Origin of the sequence: uncultured Stenotrophomonas sp. (genome assembly GCF_945952405.1) — a bacterium.
Taxonomy (GTDB): Bacteria; Pseudomonadota; Gammaproteobacteria; order Xanthomonadales; family Xanthomonadaceae; genus Stenotrophomonas.
In genome coordinates, this window is the sequence record NZ_CAMFIA010000002.1 from 1 (window position 1) to 17,020 (window position 17,020).

General features: G+C 67.8%; 19 protein-coding genes. 8 read left to right on the plus strand and 11 right to left on the minus strand.

Going from position 1 to position 17,020, the window contains the following annotated elements; genetic code table 11:
• Window positions 1-295: 295 nt before the first annotated feature.
• The 5 genes from Q0P60_RS02315 to Q0P60_RS02335 form a co-directional block, all read right to left on the minus strand.
• Complete coding sequence (locus Q0P60_RS02315) at window positions 296-1,663, minus strand: MATE family efflux transporter (RefSeq protein ID WP_294987838.1); 1,368 nt, start codon at window positions 1,661-1,663, stop codon at window positions 296-298.
• 116 nt (window positions 1,664-1,779) lie between these two features.
• On the minus strand, window positions 1,780-2,409 hold the full coding sequence (locus Q0P60_RS02320) for a DUF2239 family protein (RefSeq protein ID WP_294988474.1): 630 nt from the start codon (window positions 2,407-2,409) through the stop codon (window positions 1,780-1,782).
• Between the two features lie 125 nt (window positions 2,410-2,534).
• Complete coding sequence (locus Q0P60_RS02325) at window positions 2,535-3,023, minus strand: 8-oxo-dGTP diphosphatase (RefSeq protein WP_294987840.1); 489 nt, start codon at window positions 3,021-3,023, stop codon at window positions 2,535-2,537.
• A 42-nt stretch (window positions 3,024-3,065) separates the two neighbouring features.
• Window positions 3,066-3,575 carry a DUF1249 domain-containing protein gene (locus Q0P60_RS02330; RefSeq protein ID WP_294987842.1) on the minus strand — a complete coding sequence of 170 codons (510 nt, stop codon included), beginning with the start codon at window positions 3,573-3,575 and terminating at the stop codon, window positions 3,066-3,068.
• A 149-nt stretch (window positions 3,576-3,724) separates the two neighbouring features.
• A complete protein-coding gene (locus Q0P60_RS02335; RefSeq protein WP_294987844.1) occupies window positions 3,725-4,546 on the minus strand; it encodes a pyruvate, water dikinase regulatory protein in 822 nt (273 codons plus the stop codon).
• 145 nt (window positions 4,547-4,691) lie between these two features.
• Between Q0P60_RS02335 and ppsA the strand changes: the two genes are divergently transcribed.
• Both ppsA and Q0P60_RS02345 read left to right on the plus strand, forming a co-directional pair.
• The gene (gene ppsA, locus Q0P60_RS02340; protein WP_294987846.1) at window positions 4,692-7,070 is read left to right on the plus strand and encodes a phosphoenolpyruvate synthase; all 2,379 of its coding nucleotides are present in this window, start codon (window positions 4,692-4,694) and stop codon (window positions 7,068-7,070) included.
• Between the two features lie 148 nt (window positions 7,071-7,218).
• Complete coding sequence (locus Q0P60_RS02345) at window positions 7,219-8,109, plus strand: mechanosensitive ion channel domain-containing protein (RefSeq protein WP_294987848.1); 891 nt, start codon at window positions 7,219-7,221, stop codon at window positions 8,107-8,109.
• Between the two features lie 214 nt (window positions 8,110-8,323).
• Here Q0P60_RS02345 and Q0P60_RS02350 read toward each other — a convergent pair whose 3' ends face one another.
• The 5 genes from Q0P60_RS02350 to Q0P60_RS02370 form a co-directional block, all read right to left on the minus strand.
• Complete coding sequence (locus tag Q0P60_RS02350) at window positions 8,324-9,439, minus strand: alkene reductase (RefSeq protein WP_294987850.1); 1,116 nt, start codon at window positions 9,437-9,439, stop codon at window positions 8,324-8,326.
• 157 nt (window positions 9,440-9,596) lie between these two features.
• Complete coding sequence (locus tag Q0P60_RS02355; protein ID WP_294987852.1) at window positions 9,597-10,472, minus strand: EcsC family protein; 876 nt, start codon at window positions 10,470-10,472, stop codon at window positions 9,597-9,599.
• Between the two features lie 83 nt (window positions 10,473-10,555).
• Window positions 10,556-11,128, minus strand: coding sequence for an oligoribonuclease (orn, locus tag Q0P60_RS02360; RefSeq protein WP_294987854.1), 573 nt, complete (start codon window positions 11,126-11,128; stop codon window positions 10,556-10,558).
• A gap of 74 nt (window positions 11,129-11,202) precedes the next feature.
• Window positions 11,203-11,727 (minus strand): tRNA adenosine(34) deaminase TadA, encoded by a 525-nt coding sequence (tadA, locus tag Q0P60_RS02365; RefSeq protein ID WP_294987856.1) that lies wholly within the window; start codon window positions 11,725-11,727, stop codon window positions 11,203-11,205.
• A 69-nt stretch (window positions 11,728-11,796) separates the two neighbouring features.
• Complete coding sequence (locus Q0P60_RS02370) at window positions 11,797-12,162, minus strand: helix-turn-helix domain-containing protein (RefSeq protein WP_294987858.1); 366 nt, start codon at window positions 12,160-12,162, stop codon at window positions 11,797-11,799.
• A gap of 78 nt (window positions 12,163-12,240) precedes the next feature.
• On the opposite strand from Q0P60_RS02370, the gene Q0P60_RS02375 reads away from it, so the two are divergent.
• The 3 genes from Q0P60_RS02375 to Q0P60_RS02385 all read left to right on the plus strand — a co-directional run bounded on the left by Q0P60_RS02375 (window position 12,241) and on the right by Q0P60_RS02385 (window position 13,778).
• Window positions 12,241-13,008 carry an NAD(P)H-dependent oxidoreductase gene (locus Q0P60_RS02375; RefSeq protein WP_294987860.1) on the plus strand — a complete coding sequence of 256 codons (768 nt, stop codon included), beginning with the start codon at window positions 12,241-12,243 and terminating at the stop codon, window positions 13,006-13,008.
• A 68-nt stretch (window positions 13,009-13,076) separates the two neighbouring features.
• Complete coding sequence (locus tag Q0P60_RS02380; protein WP_294987862.1) at window positions 13,077-13,514, plus strand: acetyltransferase; 438 nt, start codon at window positions 13,077-13,079, stop codon at window positions 13,512-13,514.
• 57 nt (window positions 13,515-13,571) lie between these two features.
• Entirely contained in the window at window positions 13,572-13,778 is a 207-nt protein-coding gene (locus Q0P60_RS02385) for a hypothetical protein (protein WP_294987864.1), read from the plus strand.
• 22 nt (window positions 13,779-13,800) lie between these two features.
• On the opposite strand, the gene Q0P60_RS02390 is transcribed toward Q0P60_RS02385, so the two are convergent.
• Window positions 13,801-14,307, minus strand: coding sequence for an N-acetyltransferase (locus tag Q0P60_RS02390; RefSeq protein WP_294987866.1), 507 nt, complete (start codon window positions 14,305-14,307; stop codon window positions 13,801-13,803).
• Between the two features lie 276 nt (window positions 14,308-14,583).
• Between Q0P60_RS02390 and Q0P60_RS02395 the strand changes: the two genes are divergently transcribed.
• From Q0P60_RS02395 to Q0P60_RS02405, 3 genes are read left to right on the plus strand one after another with little or no spacing between them, the layout of a single operon-like run.
• Complete coding sequence (locus tag Q0P60_RS02395; protein ID WP_294987869.1) at window positions 14,584-14,970, plus strand: hypothetical protein; 387 nt, start codon at window positions 14,584-14,586, stop codon at window positions 14,968-14,970.
• A 38-nt stretch (window positions 14,971-15,008) separates the two neighbouring features.
• Complete coding sequence (locus tag Q0P60_RS02400) at window positions 15,009-15,662, plus strand: hypothetical protein (protein WP_142806254.1); 654 nt, start codon at window positions 15,009-15,011, stop codon at window positions 15,660-15,662.
• A complete protein-coding gene (locus Q0P60_RS02405) occupies window positions 15,659-16,984 on the plus strand; it encodes an XVIPCD domain-containing protein (protein WP_294987872.1) in 1,326 nt (441 codons plus the stop codon). The genes Q0P60_RS02400 and Q0P60_RS02405 overlap by 4 nt, the downstream gene beginning before the upstream one ends.
• Window positions 16,985-17,020 lie beyond the last annotated feature (36 nt).

Here is a 17,020-nt window from a genome sequence, read left to right on the forward strand (position 1 = left end):
ACCCCACGGTAGAGCCGGCCGCTGGCCGGCTGCACGAACCTCCACCGCAAGGTAGCGCCGGCCGCTGGCCGGCTGCACGAATCTCCACCGCAAGGTAGCGCCGGCCGCTAGCCGGCTGCACCAACATCCACCCCACGGTAGCGCCGGCCGCTGGCCGGCTGCACAAACCTCCACCCCACGGTAGAGCCGGCCGCTGGCCGGCTGCACGAACCTCCACCGCAAGGTAGAGCCGGCCGCTGGCCGGCTGCTGCTGGGTCCGCAATGCCGGCCAATGGCCGGCACTGCCCGTGCGTGGTCATGCCGCCGCCGGCAGCCGGCGGCGCCAGCGCGCGAAGCACGCCACCTGCATCACCAGCATCGCCAGCAGGCCCAGCGGCCACGCCCACCACACCCCATGCAGGCCATGCCGCGCCTGCAGCCACATCGCCAACGGCAGCTCCAGCAGCAGCACCGCCGACACGCCCAGCAGCGCCGGCAGCAGCACCGTGCCGCTGCCGCGCATCACCCCGACCAGCACCGTACTGCCGCCCATCGCCAGCACGCCCCATGCCACGGTGCGCAACTGCAGCGTGGCCAGCTCGCGCACCTCCGGCGCCGCCAGGATCAGCCCGGTCAGCCAAGGCGCCAGCACCATCACCAGCACCACCACGGCGGACAACATCGCGGCACCCAGCAGCACGCCGGTGCGGGCGATGGCCGGCAGCCGTGCCGCGCGCCCCGCCCCCATCGCATGCGCAGCAAGGATGGTGGCGGTGATGCCCAGCGACATCGCCGGCAGCTGCACCCAGCTCATCAGCTGGTTGACCGCACCATAGGCTGCCGTGGCCGTGTAGCCATGGCGGTTGATCCATCCCAGCAGCACGATCTCGGCAATTGCCAGGCTGAGCATCTGCAGCGAGGACGGTACGCCGATGCGCAGCATCGAGCGGATCAGCCCCCCGTCGAAGCGGATCGCACGCAACAGGTCATGGCCCGGTGCCAGCGGATGCCCCAGCCGATGCCAGCGCCACAGCAACCAGGCCAGCGCCAGCAGCGCCGCCAACGCCGCCGACACTGCCGCGCTGGCAGCCCCCATCCGTGGCAGCCCGGCCCAACCCACGATCAGCAAGGGGGTGCACAGCAGGCCCACCAGCGTGGCCAACAGCAGCGCGTGCAGGGGTGTCTTCGCATCGCCCACCGCGCGGCTTACCGCGGTCGCCAGCCAGAGCAGGAAGAACGCCGGCGCTCCCAGCAGCAGCACCCGCGCATAGACCGTCGCCTCGCCCAGGATCGGTGCCGGCGTGCCGAGGACGGCCAGCAGCCGCGGCGCGAAGATGACGCCCGCCACCATCACCAGCAACGACAACGTCAGCGCCAGGGCCACGGCACTGCCGGCGACGGCACGTGCCTGCTGCGGACGACCCGCGCCCCAGGCCTGGCCGATCAACACCATCGCGCCGGTTGCCAGGCCCATCACCAGCGCCAGCAACAGGAAGAAGACCGGGAAGAACGCCGCCGCGGCGGCGACGGCCTGGGTGCCGAGCATGTGCCCGAGGTAGATGTTGTCCAGCGTGCCTGCGGCCAGCTGCAGCGCATTGGTCAACAGCATCGGAACCAGCAGGGCCAGGTAAGTGCGCCACAGGGGCGGGGCAACCGGCGGGGCCGGGGTTGCGGGGGGACTCATCGGATTCTCCGGGCAAGGCGCTGCCCTGCCCGGCATTTCAGCCAGCAAAGCAAGCAGGAAGTGTGCGGGCCTCAGCCCGCGGTCAGACGCAGCCGCCAGCGCGGCGGCGCGAAGGTTCAGCGGTCGGTGGCGTCCGCGGCGGGGTCGAAGGCCAGGCGCAGGGCGTGGTCGCGGACATCGTCGGGCCAGCTGCGCAGCGCCGCCTCCAGGCCCGCACGGCCGTGCGCGAACAGCAGCCGGATCGCATCCTCGAAGCCCGGCAGGTTACCGCCGATGGTCTGCAGGAAGTGATAGGCGCGCTCGCTGCCACGGCGCTGCTGCTCCCTGTCCGCACCAGCGCGACTGGCCGCTTCCACCAGCCTGCGCAGCACGACGGACGCGCCGCCGGGCTGTTCGGCCAGCCACGCCCAATGGCGCGGCAGCAGCGTCACCTCACGGGCGACCACGCCCAGCTTTGGCCGGCCACGGCCCCGCGGAGCGACGGCTGCGTCTTCGGATGCCGCCTCGAGGCCCGCATCCACCGCCGTCGGGAACGCCTCGGCCACCCGCGCCAGCACCTGTGCGTCACTGCCGCGGGTATCGAAATCGCGGGTGTGGCCGCTGCTGTTGTCGAACACCAGCAGCGGACCGGCGGCGTTGTCGGCACGCAACTGCTTGAGCGCCAGCGCAGCCACCTCCGGGGTTCCGGACGCGATCAGCCGATGGCCGTCGAAACAGCTGAAGGGAGGAAGTCGGGACACGGGCAGGGCTCTGGCATGGGAGGCGACGGACAATTATTGCCCGGGTAATTTATGGCCGTCAATATTGCCCGGGTATTAATTGCCCAAAGGGCGGATGCCCACCCAGGCGGGCACCTTCCCGATTCTCCGGGTCAGAAGCGGCTGTAGGACCAGCTCTGCATGCGGCCATCCTTGTAGGGCATCACCCCGTGGAACGGGCGCGGGTCGGCGTCGAACACCAGCGGCAGGAAATTGCGGTCGCCCTCCCACATCGGCAGCGTGTCCAGCTTGTCCAGGTCCACCCACTCCAGCGTGCCTTCGTGGTTGCCGCCGTGCGGGGCGCCCTCGAATCCCTCGATGACGAACACGAAGCCCAGCCAGTCCTCGCCATGCTTGCCGAAGCCCGGCCAGCTGATGGTGCCGCGCAGGCGCATGGCGGTGCAGTCGATGCCCGCTTCCTCGGCGATCTCGCGGCGCATGCTGGCCGCCACGTCTTCGTCCGCTTCGATCTTGCCGCCCAGACCGTTGTACTTGCCCAGGTGGTGGTCACCGGGCCGGGTGTTGCGGTGGATCATCAGCACCTGGCGACGATCAGGCGAAAGCACGTAGCCCAGGGTGGCGACGATCGGGGTGTACGGCATGAGGCAGCATCCAGCGGCAGGTCAGCCCCGGATTATGGCCGATCAGCGCACCAGCGACAGGCGACGCTCGGTGGGCACGCCGGCCCCGTCGGGATCGCGGCGCAGGGTCGCCACGCCGTGGCCGCGCTCGGCCAGGTATTCCAGCCACTTGCCGAGGAAGGTGTTCATCCGCATGCGATGGCTGATCAGCTCCGCCGGCGGAGGGTACAGCCCCATGGTGTCCTGCCAGCGGCGGCCGACGTAGCAGTGGGTGGTCTCGGCCTGGCGCGCGTCACGGTACAGGCGCACATAGGCCGACGGATCCGGCTCGCCGGTGACCGGGTCGGCCAGGTCGTAGGTCAGCCGCAGTTCCACCGTGTAGCGGTGGCACTCGATCACGTCCAGGCGCACATCCAGGCCATCGCCGACCGAGGAAATGTAGCTGCCGGCCACCAGTTCGGCCGGTGCGAACAGGCGCACCAGGTGGCGGTAGTTTTCTGCATACAGGCCCATGAGCCAGCTCAGCCGGCTCAGGCGGGGAATGCGGTCGGTGCGGGGCGAGGCTTGGGCCATGGGTCGATCCTACACGTTGGTGCTTCAACGTGGGGGCGGGATCGCCCTGAGCAAAGGGCGCGATATCGACCAACGGTCGATACCCACCGCGGAGGAGCGGCAATGCCCGCCACCCAGGTAGGCCACGACCGTTGGTCGTGGCGCACGGATCAATACAGCTCGCGCTGCAAGCCCAGGGTGGCCAGCACCTTGCTCGAGATTTCCTCGATCGAGGTATGGGTGGTGCTCAGGGTCGGGATCCGTTCCATCTGGAACATGACCTCGGCCGCAGCCACCTCGCGCTTGCAGGTGTCCAGGTTGGCGTAGCGCGAGTTCGGGCGGCGCTCCTGGCGGATCTGCTGCAGGCGGTCGGGGTCGATGGTCAGGCCGAACAGCTTGCGCCGGTAGTTGCGCAGGCGCGGCGGCAGGCGGTCGCTTTCCAGGTCCTCGTCGGTCAGCGGGTAGTTGGCCGCGCGCACCCCGTAATGCAGGGCCAGGTAGATGCAGGTCGGGGTCTTGCCGGCGCGCGACACCGCCACCAGGATCACGTCGGCATCGTCGTAATTGACCGCGATGCCATCGTCATGGGTCAGCGCGAAGTTCATCGCATTGATGCGGCGGTGGTAGGTGTCGAAGTCGACCATGCCGTGGGCCTGGCCGACCCGGGCCAGGCGCGGGCTGGCCAGTTCACGCTCCAGCGGCTCGATGAACGGCGCGAACACATCCAGCATCAAGGCCCCGCTGTCGGCCAGGATCAGGCTCAGGCTCTGGTCCACGCAGGAGTTCACCACGATCGGCCGGACCTGGTAGCGCTCCCCCGCCGCCTGGATCCGGGTACAGGCTTCACGCGCCTTTTCGGGGTCGTCGACAAACGACATGCGGTCGGTAATGAAGCTGAACCCGGAGAACTGGGTCAGCAGGCTATGCCCAATGGTTTCAGCGGTGATACCGGTTCCATCGGAAACGTAGAACACCGGACGGATGGTCGACATGCGCGCTTTTACCCCCTACGAAGCCTAAAAAGGCCGTCAGCACAAGCTTGTGCCGACGGTGGTCTGCCCGGCATCATATCGGCTTCTTCCTACGGACGCGGCCATTACAGCCCGCCTCGGGCGATGGCCAAACGGAGCATCGCGCTTGAACGAGAACATCCTGTGGTTGCACGAACTGCGTCTGGCCGATCTGGCCCGCGTAGGCGGCAAGAATTCGTCGCTGGGCGAGATGATCGGCAACCTGGCCGGTCTGGGCGTCTCGGTGCCGGGCGGTTATGCCACCACCGCTGAAGCCTTCAAGGACTTCATTGCGCACAACGATCTGTCCAAGCGCATCTTCGACAAGCTGGCCACGCTGGACGTCGAAGACGTCACCGCGCTGACCGCGGCCGGCAAGGAAATCCGCGGCTGGGTCATCGATGCTCCGTTGCAGCCGCAGCTGGACCAGGACATCCGTACCGCCTATGCCAAGCTGAGCGCCGACAACGGTGGCGGCGACGTGGCCGTGGCCGTGCGCTCGTCGGCCACCGCCGAGGATCTGCCGGATGCGTCCTTCGCCGGCCAGCAGGAGACCTTCCTCAACGTGACCGGTGCCGACGACGTCGTGCACAAGGTCAAGGAAGTGTTCGCCTCGCTGTACAACGACCGCGCCATCGCCTACCGCGTGCACCACGGCTTCAAGCATGAAGACGTGTTCCTGTCCGCCGGCGTGCAGCTGATGGTGCGTTCGGGCGTCGGTTCCTCCGGCGTGCTGTTCACCCTGGACACCGAGTCCGGCTTCCGCGACGTGGTGTTCGTCACCTCGTCGTTCGGCCTCGGCGAAATGGTCGTGCAGGGCGCGGTCAACCCGGACGAGTACTACGTCTACAAGCCCACCCTGCAGGCCGGCAAGCCGGCGATCCTGCGCCGCTCGCTCGGCAGCAAGGCGATCCGCATGGTGTATTCGGATGTCCCCGGCGAGCGCGTGAAGATCGAGGACACCCCGGCTGAACTGCGCACCACCTTCTCGATCAGCGACGAGGACGTGCAGGAACTGTCCAGGCAGGCGCTGGTCATCGAGAAGCACTACGGCCGCCCGATGGACATCGAGTGGGCCAAGGACGGTGTCAGCGGCAAGCTGTTCATCGTGCAGGCGCGCCCGGAGACCGTGAAGTCGCGCAGCCACGCTACCCAGATCGAGCGTTTCGCGCTGACCGAGAAGGGCGGCAAGGTGCTGGCCGAAGGCCGCGCCGTCGGTGCCAAGATCGGTTCGGGCGTGGCCCGCGTGGTGAAGACGCTGGACGACATGAACCGCGTGCAGCCGGGCGACGTGCTGATCGCCGACATGACCGACCCGGACTGGGAACCGGTGATGAAGCGCGCTTCGGCGATCGTCACCAACCGGGGCGGCCGCACCTGCCACGCCGCGATCATCGCGCGCGAGCTGGGCGTGCCGGCCGTGGTCGGTTCGGGCAATGCCACCAAGGTCATCGAAGATGGCCAGCTGGTCACCGTCAGCTGCGCTGAAGGCGACACCGGCTTCATCTACGAAGGCAAGCTCGGCTTCGAGCGCACCACCACCGATCTGGGCAACATGCCGCCGGCACCGTTGAAGATCATGATGAACGTGGCCAACCCGGAACGTGCCTTCGACTTCGGCCAGCTGCCGAACGCCGGCATCGGCCTGGCGCGCCTGGAAATGATCATCGCCAGCCACATCGGCATCCACCCCAACGCGCTGCTGGAATACGACCGCCAGGATGCCGCGACGAAGAAGAAGATCGACGAGAAGATCGCCGGCTACGGTGATCCGGTCAGCTTCTATGTGGACCGCCTGGCGGAAGGCATCGCCACCCTCACCGCCTCGGTCGCACCGAACGCGGTGATCGTGCGCCTGTCGGACTTCAAGTCCAACGAGTACGCCAACCTGATCGGCGGCAGCAACTACGAGCCGCACGAAGAGAACCCGATGATCGGCTTCCGCGGTGCCAGCCGTTACGTCGACCCGAGCTTCTCGGCCGCCTTCGCGCTGGAGTGCAAGGCCGTGCTGCGCGTGCGCAACGAAATGGGCCTGGACAACCTGTGGGTCATGATTCCGTTCGTGCGCACCCTGGAAGAAGGCCGCAAGGTCATCGAGGTGCTGGAACAGAATGGCCTGAAGCAGGGCGAGAACGGCCTGAAGATCATCATGATGTGCGAAGTGCCGTCCAACGCACTGCTCGCCGATGAGTTCCTGGAGATCTTCGACGGCTTCTCGATCGGCTCCAACGACCTGACCCAGCTCAGCCTGGGCCTGGACCGTGACTCGTCGATCGTCGCGCACCTGTTCGACGAACGTAACCCGGCGGTGAAGAAGCTGCTGTCGATGGCGATCAAGTCGGCACGCGCCAAGGGCAAGTACGTCGGCATCTGCGGCCAGGGCCCGTCCGATCATCCGGACCTGGCCGAGTGGCTGATGCAGGAAGGCATCGAGTCGGTGTCGCTGAACCCGGACACCGTGGTCGATACCTGGCTGCGCCTGGCCAAGCTGAAAGCCAACGGCTGATGCCGTAATGGGCTGACGTCACGTTCATCGGCGTCTGCCCATACTGCTGCTGCATGCAAGCCCCGCCTCTGCGGGGCTTGCTGTTTCTGGCGTCCACACACGCCACGCGCGCTTCGCGCCTGTCCCGCAGCAGCAAAGGAATTCCCGCATGATCGCCGCCGCACCGCCCTCGCCCGCCGCTACGCCCTGGTTCCATTCACTCGACTGGGAGCGCCTGCTGGAAACCTACGGCGTCCCCTTGCTGGCCGCGATCGTGGTCCTGCTGGTCGGCATGTGGGTGGCGCGCCGCCTGTCCAATGCGATGCCGCGCGCCACCGCGCGCATGGGCGTGGATCCGATGCTGGGCAGCTTCCTGCGCAATGTGGTGTACGCCGCGTCGCTGGTGATCGTGGTGGTGTTGGCGATCGGCACGCTGGGCGTGCAGATCACCCCGCTGCTGGCCGTGCTCGGTACCGCCGGCCTGGCCGTCGGCCTGGCGCTGAAGGATTCGCTGTCCAACATCGCCTCGGGCGTGATGCTGGTGACGCTGCGCCCGTTCCGCGTCGGTGACGTGGTGACGGTGGCCGGCCAGACCGGCACGGTGCGCGAGGTCCGCATCTTCCAGACCGTCCTCACCGGTGCCGACAACCAGCACACGACCATTCCCAACACGCTGATCACCGCGGCGCCGATCATCAACCTGACCGCCGAACCGACCCGTCGTGTCGAACTGGTGATCGGCATCGGCTATGAGGACAACATCCAGCTCGCCCGCGACACCGCACTGGCGCTGATGAAGGCCGACCCGCGCGTGCTGCAGTCACCGGCACCGGATGTGGTGGTATACGAACTGGGCGCACATGCGATCAACCTCGGCATCCGCTGCTACGTGAAGTCGGCCGACTGGTTCGCAACCAAGGTCACGCTGCTGGAGCAGCTCAAGCTGGGCTTCGACAAGGCCGGCATCAACATTCCGTATCCGCAGCAGGACATGCACCTGTACCTGCATGGCAAGGATGGTGGCGTGGTCGAGGCCGACGCGCTGGTGCGCGACCGGTAATGCCGACCGCTGGCCGGTAACCTCCACACTGCTGGTTTCCTGACTGTGCCGACCAACGGTCGGCACCCACCGATTGGGGGGCGGCAACCTCCACATTGCTGGCTCCCTGATTGTGCCGACCAACGGTCGGCACCCACCCATTCGGGCACCCACCCATTCGGGGCCCCGCCGATCCGGGGGCCGGTAGTGCCGGCCGCTGGCCGGCAACCGCCGCTCAGGCCGCGACGCTTTGCTCCAGCGCCGGGTAATCGGTGAACCCGGCCGCGCCGCCACCGAAGAAGCTCGCGCGGTCCGGCGGGTTCAGTTCCGCGCCCAGGCGCAGGCGCTCGGGCAGGTCCGGATTGGCGATGAACGGGCGACCGAAGCCGATCAGGTCGGCCCAGCCTTCGGCCAGCGCCTGCCCGGCACGCTCAGCGGTGTATTTGCCAGCGTAGATCAGGGTGCCGGGGTAGACCATGCGCAGCGCCTGCTTGAAGGCCAGCGGCATCAGCGGCGCATCGTCCCAGTCAGCCTCGGCGATATGCAGGTAGCCCACGCCCAGCCCGCCCAGCAGGTGGGCTGCGGCCAGATAGGTGGCCTGCGGCGTGTCGTCCACCGCCCCCTGCAGGGTGGTCAGCGGCGCCAGCCGCACACCCACGCGCTCACCACCGGCCACAGCGACCACCGCCTGCACCACCTCGCGCAGGAAGCGCAGGCGGTTCTGCAGCGAGCCACCATAGCCGTCGCTGCGCTGGTTGGACTGTGAATCGATGAACTGGTTGATCAGGTAGCCATTGGCACCATGCAGCTCGACGCCGTCGAAGCCCGCCGCCAGCGCATTGCGGGCGGCCTGGGCATAGTCGGCGACGATGCCCGGAATCTCGTCCGCCGCCAGCGCGCGTGGCATTGAATGCTGGATCATTTCGCCCACGCCGGCTTCCGGGCCAGCGCCCGAGGGATCAACAAACACCTTCACGCCTTCGGCCAGCAGCGCCGACGACGACACCGGCGCAGCACCGCCCGGCTGCAGCGCCACATGCGAGACCCGGCCCACGTGCCACAGCTGGGCGTAGATGCGGCCGCCCGCGGCGTGCACGGCCTCGGTCACCTGGCGCCAGCCCTGCACCTGCTCCGCGCTGTGGATGCCCGGGGTCCAGGCATAGCCCTGGCCCTGCGCGCTGATCTGGGTGCCTTCGCTGACGATCAGGCCGGCACCGGCCCGCTGCGCGTAGTAGGCGGCCATTTCGGCAGTGGCGACGTTGCCGCGCGCCGCACGTGAGCGGGTCATCGGCGGCATCACGATGCGGTTGGGCAGCGTCAGTGCGCCCAGGCGGTGGGGAGTGAACAACATGGCGGCAATCTCTTGCGGGGGGAGTGCCGGCAAGGATGGGGATGGTCACCGCCGCGCAACAGGCGCGGTGCGGCAAAACAGTTGTGCCCGGCAGGCAAGGATGCCCACCGGGGTCAGATCCCTTTCCGGCGGAAAGGGCTCTGACCCCGGCGTGGATCTACTCCAGCCTTGGCTCGATCCTGACCGCGCCGTGTGCCACCCGGTCATAGCAGGTGCGCACCACATCTTCGCCGTACTTGCGTTCCAGCCGGCGCACGATGAAGTGGCCCCGCGCCATGTCCTGGTAGTAGTCGGTGAACATGGTGTTCAGCGTTGCACCCGCCGCCGCACCGACGATCGGCACCGCCTGCGCGGCGAACTTCTCGGTGACCACCACGCCAAAGCGCGCGGCCACCTTCTCGACCATCTTCGCCAGCAGCTTGCCGGCCTCCTTGGGTGCCACGCCGAGGGTCAGGTCGCGCCCGGTCACCACGCGACCGGCCAGTTCCGCCGACAGGTGGCGCATCACATCGGTGGTGAAGCCACGGGCCAGGTAGTAGCCGGTCTCGCTGGCGTCATCGCGCGGCGAGTTTCCGCCCAGTGCGAACACCTCCAGGCAGGCCTGGCGGGTGCTGAACTCGGACAGGTCGAAACCCTCGCTGCGTGCCACATCGGCCACCGCGCGCATCATGATCGTGGTCGACACCGGCAGTTCAATGAACAGCGCTGCGAAGCCGAATGCCCCACCCACCGCACCGGAGGTCGCCGCCGCCACCTTGTGCCAGCGCGTGGACGCGCCCTTGCCGGGGGTGTTGTCCATGCTCCACAGCGCCGCCTGCGCCGATTTCGACAGCGCGGCCTGTACCGCGCCGTGGATGCGGCTGGAGACCGAGCTGGGCAGCGCCTTCACCGCAAACTCCAGCGGCGTGCCGACCAGGTTGGCCATGCGCGCGGTCAGGGTCGGCGCTTCCAGCAGGGTTACCGCCCGTTGCAGGTCGGACCAGTCGCGGGCGTCGTGGGCGATGTCGCGGGGCAGCAGGATGGGCTCGTTCATGGCGCCGATCTTAGCGCCAGGGAGTTGAACGGTTTGTCGCCGGGATCAGAGTGGGATTGCCGGCCAGCGGCCGGCACCACCGGTCAAGGGGTCGGCAAGCCGGACAGCGCGCCCATGAACTGGCGGTAATGGCGCAGCTCGGCGATCGAATCATGCACGTCGCTGAGCGCGGTGTGGTTGCTGTTCTTGCCGACGCCAGCGGCCACGTTCGGCGCCCAGCGCTTGGCCAGTTCCTTCACCGTGGATACGTCCAGGTTGCGATAGTGGAAGTACTTCTCCAGGCGCGGCATCTGCCGGTGCAGGAAACGCCGGTCCTGGCAGATCGAGTTGCCGCACATCGGCGACAGGCCGGCCGGAATCCACTGCGCCAGGAAATTCACCGTCTGCGCCTCGGCCTGGCCGAGGGTGGTGGTGCTGTCCACCACGCGCTGCCACAGGCCCGAACGGCGATGCTGGTTGCGGTTCCACTCATCCATCGCTTCCAGCGTTTGCAGCGGGTGGTGGATGGCGAATTCCGGGCCTTCGGCCAGCACGTTGAGCTGGGCATCGGTGACCACCGTGGCGATCTCGATGATCGAATCGTTGTCGGTATCCAACCCGGTCATTTCCAGGTCGATCCAGATCAGTCGCTCGTTGGCCGCGCCGTTGTCCGCCATGTGTCGCCTCGTTGCTGGGCAGGCGCGCGGCCTACCGGAGATGGAAAGGGGCGCCCATCATACCCTTTCGCCCCTCAGCCCTCGCCGGCGTGGTCTTCTAGCAGCAGCGGCGGCTTGCCGCGCTTGGCCCGGAAGTAATTGGTCAGGCGCGTGCTGGCCTCCTTGGCCAGCACCCCGCCGTGGATCTCCACGCGGTGATTGTGGCGGGCATCGCCAAGCAGGTCGAACACGCTGCCGCAGGCCCCGGTCTTGGGGTCGCTGGCGCCGTAGACCAGTCGCGACACACGCGCATGCACGATCGCCATCGCGCACATCGCGCAGGGCTCCAGGGTCACGTACAGGGTGCTGCCGAGCAGGCGATGGTTGGCCAGCAGGCGGCCGCCCGCGCGCATCGCCACAATCTCGGCATGCGCGCTGGGGTCGTGCGAGGCGATGTTGAGGTTCCAGCCCTCTCCCAGCAACTGGCCATCGGCCCCGACCAGCACCGCCCCTACCGGAATCTCATCGAACTCGCGCTGCGCGCGCTCGGCCAGCGCCAGCGCGTGGCGCATCCAGCGTTCATCGGCGTCGTGCACCGGTACACCCAAGGCATCGGTCATGGCGGTTCTCGCGTTTCAACTGGGCCAGGATGGCCGCCGGGGACGCATTGTACGCCCCGTACCGTGCAGCTACCGACAACCCGCGTCGAAGCGCTCGCGGGCCGCGTCCAGCACCGGAAAATGGTGCTCGGCCCAGCGGTCCAGTGCCGCCAGCGTGTCCACCAGGCTGCGCGCAACGTCGGTCAGGCGGTATTCCACGTGCAGCGGCTTGCTGCCCAGGTCACAACGCTCGACCAGGCCATTGCGCTCCAGCTGGCGCAGGGTCTGGGTCAGCACCTTCTGCGAGATGCCTTCGATCTTCCGCAGCAGCGCACCGTTGCGCTGCGGGCCGTGCGCCAGCGCCGGCAACAGCAGCATCACCCATTTGCCGGAGATCAGCGCCAGCGCATCGCGTGCCGAGCAATCGGCGGCATAGACATCACCAGGATGGGCCATGGTTACCTCAAGGTGCGTAATTGCCGGGGCATTCCGGCACCGCGAGGATGGTCGCACACTCCACCACCGCCCTGCCCCATGCGCGCACTGATCCTGCTGGCCCATCCCGAACCCCGCTCATTCAATGCCCACCTGGCCGTACAGGCCGCCGCGCAGCTTCAGCACGAAGGCCTGCGCGCAGACGTGGTCGATCTGTACGCGGATGGGTTCGATCCACTCGAAGCCGAGCATCAGCATCCCCAACGCCTGCAACCTGACCGCTTCGACGCCCAGCGCGAGCAGCGCCATGCTGCCGAGCAGGGCCATCTGCCCACCGATGTGCAGCGCCACCTGGGCTTGCTGAAGGCCGCAGACCTGCTGATCCTGCAATTCCCGCTGTGGTGGTTCGCCGCACCGGCCGTGCTCAAGGGCTGGCTGGACCGGGTGCTGGTCTATGGGCCGGTCTACAACAGCCGCCAGCGCCACGAACACGGCGTGATGCAGGGCAAGCGTGCGCTGCTGAGCGTCACCACCGGCTCATCAGCACGCGCATGTGCGGTCGATGGCCGCGAAGGCGATACCCGGCTGCTGCTGTGGCCGCTGATGTACAGCCTGCGCTACATCGGCTTCGAGGTGATGCAACCGCATATCGTGCACGGCGTGCGCTCCGGCCTGCGCGGCGAACACGCGCAGGCGCACGATGCCGCGTTGGCCGCTGCCACCCACGCCTACCGCGAGCGGCTGGCACAGTGGCGGCAGTGGCCGACCATGCCCTTCAACGACAGCGGGGACTTCGAGCAGGGCGTGGCGCTGCGCGCGGAGGCACCGGTCCACAGCCCCTTCATCCGGCATCGCGACGAGGCGTGAATCCACCGCTGCAGGTGCAGCCGCGAAGCCTCATACTGCGCACTGTCCCGAAGCACCTTGGTGAACCCATGACCACCCTGCGCCCCTCGCGCGCCGACGACGGCGCCGCCCTTGTCGATCTCTGGCGACGCGCCGTCGATGCCACCCACGACTTCCTCTCTGCCGAAGACCGCCAGGCCATCGATGCCGAAGTGGTGGGCTTCCTGCCGCAGGCGCCGATGATCGTCGCCGTCGATGCGCACGACCGGCCGCAGGGCTTCATGCTGATCGACGGCACGCACATGGAAGCGCTGTTCATCGACCCCGACGTGCGTGGCACCGGCATCGGCCGGCAGCTGCTGTCGCAGGCGCTGGCCCTGCATCCGCAGCTGAGCACCGACGTCAACGCACAGAACGCGCAGGCGGTAGGTTTCTACCTGCGCATGGGCTTTGTGGAAACCGGGCGCTCCGCCGTGGATTCGCAGGGTCGTCCGTATCCGCTGATCCACCTTCGCCACCCGGGCTGACATCTGCACGCCGCCGCCGCGTGCTAGCGTGGCGGTCTTTGCCAAGGAGTGCCGTGCATGGAAGGTGGTAAAGCCCTGTTGACGCTGTTCGCGCTTGCACTCAGCCTGGCCTGGATCCTGGTGCCGTTCGCCATCTTCGCCGTGCGCAACCTGCTGCGCGAGATACTGCTCGAGCAGCGTCGTACCAACACGCTGCTCGAACACATCGGCGGCTACCGCATTCCCAGGCCGCAACCCGAACCTACGCCCTGGCGCGCGCCCTGAGCTGCGGCGTGCAAGGCCTGGATCAGGCCGTCGCCTCGAACGCCGGCGAGTACTGCACTTCGCCCTGCGCCATCGGAGGATGCAGGCACAGCGCCTGGAAGTATTCCGCCGGCACCCCCGGCAACAGCAGGCCCGGCTCGGCGCGGAAGCCGAAGCGTCCGTAGTAGCCCGGCTCGCCCAGCAGCACGCAACCGCGTGCCCCCTGCTGCCGCAGGGCGTCGAGCGCCGCCTGCATCAATGCCGTACCCACGCCCTGCCCCTGCCACGCGGGCTGCACCGAAATCGGGCCCAGGCCGAACCAGGCGGGGCTGCCATCACTGATCGTCACCGGCGACAGCGCCACGTGGCCAATCACTACGCCGTCGTTCTCGGCGACAAGCGAAACACGCAGCTCGCCCCGCGAACGCAACGCATCGACGATGAACTGCTCGGTGTGGCTGCTGTGCGGGGCCTCACGGAACGCGGCCTCGGTCAGCGCATGGATGGCGGCGTGATCGCCCGGGGATTCGGCACGGAGTCGGAGGGTCATGCTGTTCTTCTACGGTAGGGGTGCCCACGGCGGGGCCGGATGCACGCGGCGCCGCGCCTCGACAAACGCGGATTCACCTTTGTCATCTCCAGGTTAATCCAATAACGCATGTCACAGAATAAGATCGGCATTGACAGGGTACGTCAATTTTTCGCCACTACAGCGCCTGCAACGCTGGAATCACGTCATGGCAGCGCCCCATAATCGGGGTGCCTCTCATCAAGGAATCGAGGCTTGCATGGAACGCCCTCTCCACAACGGCACGCAGGAAGCACTTTGCCACTAGCACCTCGCCACCGCCTCTGCATCGGCCTGGCCTGTGCCGGCGCGCTCTGCGTCGGCCTGCCTGCCCTGACGTGGTCGACGCTGCGCGCCGATCCTGCGCCTGGCCAGCCGCCGGTGCCGCTCTCTGCCAGTCCCGCACACGATCCTGCGACCCTGCGCCTGCGGCTGTTCGGCAGGGACTACGGCAGCGTGCACCTGGACCTGCTCGACGAGAACTACTACCACGGCGGCTTCCGGCACTGGCTCCGCAATGGACTGGGCAACGTGTGGCAAGCCCTGACCACGCGCGAGGACCGTCGTCACCTGCCCTCGTACCGCGAGGAATTCTCCGATGCCCCCGCCGTGGCACCGCCCCCCGAACGGAACGTCCCGCCATGACCGACCGCCCTTCCCCCCTTCATTCCAGGAGGCCGACATTGCGCCCTACATTGATCCCGTGCCTTGCTCTGCTTCTGTTGACCGCTTGCCATCCGGAGACCGCCATGAACCAGGAACGTGCCGCTGCTGAAGCCGATGTCGCCCAGGGTGGGCGCGGCCTCGCCAAGCTCAACCCCAACCCGCGCAAGGCCTATGAACTGGTGCTGCGCCTGAAGGACGCCCCCGGCGATTTCGCGGTGGTCGAGGGCGTCGCCCAGTACGATGTCAGCAACGAAGACCAGTGCGGCCACATCGAGCCGGCCACCGGCACCGCGGCACGCATCACCAGCCAGGAACCGGTGCAGCTGCGCAAGATTACCGACGGCGAGTATCGCGGCACCGTCTATCTCGACCGCATGCTGGATGAGGACTACTACGGCCGCGGCGTCTGCCGGTGGCAGTTCAGCGGTGCCGGCGCGATGCTGAAGGCCACCGGCGCCGAAGGCGAGACCCGCTTCCTGACCTTCGTCGACGCCAAGCCGCTGACCGAAGGCAGCGCGCACACCCTCTACTATCCGGACGCGGCCTATCCGCGCGCGCCGCTGGCAGCCGACTATCCGGCCACCGGCAAATCCAACCCTGCCGACTACGTCGCCGAGCTGCAGGGCAAGCTGTTCACCATGAGCCTCAGCGCCAGTGAGGTCACCCCATGACCATCACCAGCCAGGACTATGCCGCGCTGTCCGATGACGCCTACAAGGATCGCGCGGTCGGTCGGCGCGCGCCGGGCCAGGAAGAGAAAGTCATCCTCAACGGGCACGAGTACAAGGTACTGCAGCACGTCGACAACCGGCTCAATGGCTATCAGGGCACCATCTACCAGCGCACCGATACCAACGAGATCGTCGTCGCCCACCGCGGCACGGAGCAGATCGCCCGTGATGCGATCCTCACCGATGGCGGCATGGTGGTGGCGCGGACCAACGTCCAGGCCCCCGATGCGATCGCCCTGACCCGCAGTGCGCTGGATATCGCCAAGCAGGACGCCGCGTTCGGTGGACGAGCCCCGCAGGTCACCGTCACCGGCCACTCGCTCGGTGGCGCCCTGGCCCAGATCACCTCGCACCACTTCAACGTCAAGGGCGAGACCTTCAACGCCTACGGCGCGGTCAGCCTCAGCTACCGCATTCCGGAAGGCGGCAACACCATGATCAACCATGTCATGGCGTCGGATCCGGTCAGCGCAGCCTCGCCGCACTTCGGCCAGGTGCGTGTCTACGCCAAGCCCGACGAGATCAAGACCCTCGCCGCAAACGGCTTCAGCAACCATCCGCTGCGCGACCTGATTCCGGACCGCCCGATCATCGCCGCCAGCAGCTCCTTCGGCGCGCACAAGCTGGGCAACTTCCTCGGCGACGGCTCGGTGCTGAAGCACCCGGAAACGCAGAAGCTGGCCAAGGACAACGCGAAGATGATCGAGGAGTACCGCGACGATGTCGAATCGCTGCGTCGCGGTGTCACCCGCGCCGCACGCGGCATTCCGGGCGGTGCCATCGACCTGTACGACCACCTCCGCGGCCCGTTGCAACCGGGTGAGCCGGCACGCCGCGAGGCCGACAAGCACGGCCAACACACCAGCATGCTGCGCATGGACGATGCCAACCATCTCGGCAACCCGCTGTTCAACGATGCGATCCGTGGCGTGCACGCGCAGGACGTGCGGGTCGGCCGCGTGCCGGACGTGATGAGCACGCAGCTGGCCGGCAGCCTGGCCGCCGAAATGCACGCCGCCGGCGGCAAGCGCATCGACGAGGTGGTGATGAGCGCCGATGCCTCGCGCAGCTTCGCGGTGCAGGGCCAGGGCGGCGACCCGGCCCACCTGCGCGTGTCGGTGGATACCGCCGTAGCGATGAACACGCCGCTGGAGCAGAGCAGCCAGCGCATCGACCAGCAGGCCGCAGGTCAGCGCCTGGCGCTGGAACGTGACCAGCAGCTGGAACAGCAGCAGAACCAGACCCGCAGCCTGCAGGCCTGATCGGTATCACGGGAGCCGGTCACACCGGCTCCCGCC